This window comes from Candidatus Megaera venefica (assembly GCF_034554655.1).
GTDB classification, from domain to species: Bacteria; Pseudomonadota; Alphaproteobacteria; order Rickettsiales; family Rickettsiaceae; genus Megaera_A; species Megaera_A venefica.
Genome location: NZ_JARJFB010000180.1, coordinates 1 through 3,009 on the forward strand (window position 1 = coordinate 1; position 3,009 = coordinate 3,009).

The 3,009-nt window shown below is 34.2% G+C and carries 6 protein-coding genes; 1 reads left to right on the plus strand and 5 read right to left on the minus strand.

The window, feature by feature from the left end; all coding sequences use genetic code 11:
* Positions 1 to 47: 47 nt before the first annotated feature.
* The 3 genes from Megvenef_RS08365 to Megvenef_RS08375 are packed head-to-tail and all read right to left on the minus strand — an operon-like array spanning position 48 to position 537.
* Complete coding sequence (locus tag Megvenef_RS08365; protein ID WP_322777484.1) at positions 48 to 242, minus strand: hypothetical protein; 195 nt, start codon at positions 240 to 242, stop codon at positions 48 to 50.
* Complete coding sequence (locus Megvenef_RS08370; protein WP_322777485.1) at positions 221 to 424, minus strand: hypothetical protein; 204 nt, start codon at positions 422 to 424, stop codon at positions 221 to 223. The genes Megvenef_RS08365 and Megvenef_RS08370 overlap by 22 nt, the downstream gene beginning before the upstream one ends.
* A complete protein-coding gene (locus tag Megvenef_RS08375; protein WP_322777486.1) occupies positions 382 to 537 on the minus strand; it encodes a hypothetical protein in 156 nt (51 codons plus the stop codon). Before Megvenef_RS08375 ends, Megvenef_RS08370 begins: the two co-directional genes overlap by 43 nt.
* A gap of 264 nt (positions 538 to 801) precedes the next feature.
* On the opposite strand from Megvenef_RS08375, the gene Megvenef_RS08380 reads away from it, so the two are divergent.
* Positions 802 to 1,260, plus strand: a complete 459-nt coding sequence (locus Megvenef_RS08380) for a PA2169 family four-helix-bundle protein (RefSeq protein WP_322777487.1) — start codon at positions 802 to 804, stop codon at positions 1,258 to 1,260.
* Between the two features lie 690 nt (positions 1,261 to 1,950).
* On the opposite strand, the gene Megvenef_RS08385 is transcribed toward Megvenef_RS08380, so the two are convergent.
* Together Megvenef_RS08385 and Megvenef_RS08390 are read right to left on the minus strand one after the other, a co-directional pair.
* Positions 1,951 to 2,412, minus strand: a complete 462-nt coding sequence (locus Megvenef_RS08385; protein WP_322777488.1) for a hypothetical protein — start codon at positions 2,410 to 2,412, stop codon at positions 1,951 to 1,953.
* A 28-nt stretch (positions 2,413 to 2,440) separates the two neighbouring features.
* Entirely contained in the window at positions 2,441 to 2,782 is a 342-nt protein-coding gene (locus Megvenef_RS08390; RefSeq protein ID WP_322777489.1) for an ankyrin repeat domain-containing protein, read from the minus strand.
* Between the last annotated feature and the right edge of the window lie 227 nt (positions 2,783 to 3,009).

A 3,009-nucleotide genomic window follows, 5' to 3' on the forward strand; every position in this document is an offset into this window, starting at 1 on the left:
AAAAAATGAATGTGCGGTGATTTATTTTTGAAATTCTTGAAATTATATCAAAAATTTAGAGTTTTGACGGAGAGACTAATTATTATTCCCCCTTCTTTAATCGCTTCTTCATATTTATCTGTTTCGCCTACTGATAAGCCGACATTAAGTAAAGCTCCAATAACCCCTTCGGTGATTCCTCCTGCACCAGCAACTGCTAAGGCAGCAGCGATAGGTCCTGCTATTGCAAAACCAATCCACACGGGACAACTAAATTTGTTCCTATCGTGGCCGTAGCACCTATAATAGCGCCTGCTGTCGTATCAATTACACTGCCTAGACTTGCTCTTTCCGTAGCAAAATCAGTAGTAACGTCGCTAAGTAATGAAGTTGCATTACTCTCTAACCTACTTCCGTAATTCTTTGCCTTAGTTTCTTCAGACATAAGGATATTGACTCATCTGCTTTATGGCCTTTTTGTAGGGCTAGGTTATACGCATTCTCTGCGCTTATAGGATCTTTAAATACCGCAGTAAATATTTCAATTGAATTACTCATAGCTTTCTCCTTATAAATTAATTGTTCTAGTCTACAACTTATAAAAGTAGAACGTGTAAACTCTGTTGTCAAGGTAGAGTAATTTTTAAGTAAAGGTTGAGGTGCCCACAACCAGGGGTATCAGCTCATATTAGAATTTTATTGACACATATCCTACACCCATGCCCTTTTTATTTTAATAGTTTTTTGTTATACTTAAAATAAGGCTATTAATGGCCTAAAAAGTTTTAGATAAAACAATATTTATTAACCGGAGGTTTTATTATGAATAATGATGATACTGTAGCTATTTTAAATGATTTAATTGAAATATCTAAAGACGGCGAAGAAGGATTCCGTACATCAGCAGAGCTTGTTAATGATGAGAATTTAAAGAAAACATTCTTAGAAAGGGCTGAAGGGTGTAAAAAAGCTGTTACTGTTTTACAAAATAAAGTCAAGGAGTTAGGAGTAAACTATCCCGCACAAAGCGGTAGTGTCTTGGGAAGCTTACATCGTGGATGGCTTAATATTAATATGGTATTAAGCGATAATGATTCTACTGTTCTAGAAGGGTGTGAAAGAGCAGAAGAAGTAGCAAAAGATGTCTATACTAAAGCTTTAGAACAAGAGCTACCGGAAGAAGTACGTCGTGTTGTGCAACACCAATATGAAGAACTGCTAAAAAATTATGAACTAGTTCGTAATTTAAGAAACACACATGATGCTACGAGGAAAAACTAAGATATACCCAATCCTAAAATTTTAAAAAAATATATGTTTTTAGGTCATACTACGAGGTTTAGATGTTCTGGATGTTGTGCATTAAGATAAATACATACATAATAATTAAAAATCTTTACGTTGTTAGTATGAATTCATCTTTCATAAACATGAACAACCTCGGTCACACATAATAAATATGGAGATATATATGAGAATTGCATTATTATTACTTCTTATTACAAGTTTATCTGGCTGTGGAATTCTGAGTACCAAAGGGAAAAAATCTGCGCCTAATACCTAGACCACGAAAACACGAACAATAGGCCAAGCCACACAAGATTTACGTATTTCAGCTGGAATTCACATTGATCTTTATTTCTTAGAATTATATAAGCCTATAGATGTTAAGGTGTATAAGGAGTAGTTTACTATACAGGGTCAGTATCAAGGTTGAAAGAGAGTTTTGCTGCACTTTGTCTTTATGATTGCAAGCCGATACAGCTAGCTTACTCAATTACCTAACGATAGTGTTTTTTACTTCAGCTAGTTTTAGTATACGTAGGTGACACAGTAGTTTTGCCCTAAAGGCAGTATTGAAAGCAAAAAACTCAACTGTTTTAGCGAGTTTTTTGCTCTGATTATGAGTTATGTAGAATTGTAATTAATGAGGAAGAGTATTATTTGTACTCATCATATTACAACTAATGTCTAAGCGAAATTGTTATTATCCTCTCCCATACATGTTACTATTTCTGAAAATCCTTCGGTAGATTCAAAACAACTTACTACGTCACCAGTTAGGCAATCTTTTAGATTAGACATATTACTTATAATAGTCTTCCCAAAACAAGAAGCTCCTTTACTGAAAGAAGGATCTAAATCATTCTCATCAGAATCATCTGGAGGATTTTTACCATAAACTGCGCCGAAAATTCCGCCAATAACCGCGCATAGTGCGGCGATTATACTACCTACTTCAGTTCCATAGTAGTGATCTATTGTACTTCCAACTACTATTCCAATTACCCCTCCAAGGATCGCTCCATAGGCAGCAGTTGCCATGCTAGTTGCCCCCACCATAGCAAATCCTGCAATAGCACATACCATAGTTACCGCAGTGATTAGACCAACTGTTAAGGCTTTAGAATTTAGATAATTATTTTTACTCATTTCTTTTTTCCCTTTTTAAATTTCATAACTAATAATCACTATTAAGATAGTAGTAATTATCTCCAAAATCATTACCCATAAGATCAGATGATTCTTCTTGTTGGTGTTCAAACTCTCTATCCAAGAATCTGTGATAGGTACCATCGTAGATGTCATACGGTGTAAAACCTTGATTATTAGGTATTGCAGGATTAGCTCCATAGTGCAGTAATAGATTTACCACATTCTTATGACCGCAAATCAAAGCGTTGTGAAGAGCAGTATTCCCAAAAAAGTTCTCTTTAAAGTTTATACTGTCTCCCCTCAACAAACATTCATATATTTTGTTTATTTGGTTGTTAGCAGCCGCTTGTATTAGTTCTCTTGACATAATAATTACTCCATAAATTAGTTTTTGTTTCTGGGTAACAACTTCGAAATATTGCTCCCATTAAATTTAACTATAGATTTATTATATGTGTTGAGGATATCGTATAAACTACTCTAATAACCATAACTAGTGTTATAGTACTTAGATTGAAACTCTTAATCACTATTTAGTAGACGAACATACTGATCGTTATGAATCAACTATAGATTTATTATAAAGTTTATGGC

Bases quoted from the DNA above. Each gene is read 5' to 3' on its own strand.
- Megvenef_RS08370 (WP_322777485.1), bottom strand. From the start codon at position 424: ATGTCTGAAGAAACTAAGGCAAAGAATTACGGAAGTAGGTTAGAGAGT.
- Megvenef_RS08375 (WP_322777486.1), bottom strand. From the start codon at position 537: ATGAGTAATTCAATTGAAATATTTACTGCGGTATTTAAAGATCCTATA.
- Megvenef_RS08380 (WP_322777487.1), top strand. From the start codon at position 802: ATGAATAATGATGATACTGTAGCTATTTTAAATGATTTAATTGAAATA.
- Megvenef_RS08385 (WP_322777488.1), bottom strand. From the start codon at position 2,412: ATGAGTAAAAATAATTATCTAAATTCTAAAGCCTTAACAGTTGGTCTA.
- Megvenef_RS08390 (WP_322777489.1), bottom strand. From the start codon at position 2,782: ATGTCAAGAGAACTAATACAAGCGGCTGCTAACAACCAAATAAACAAA.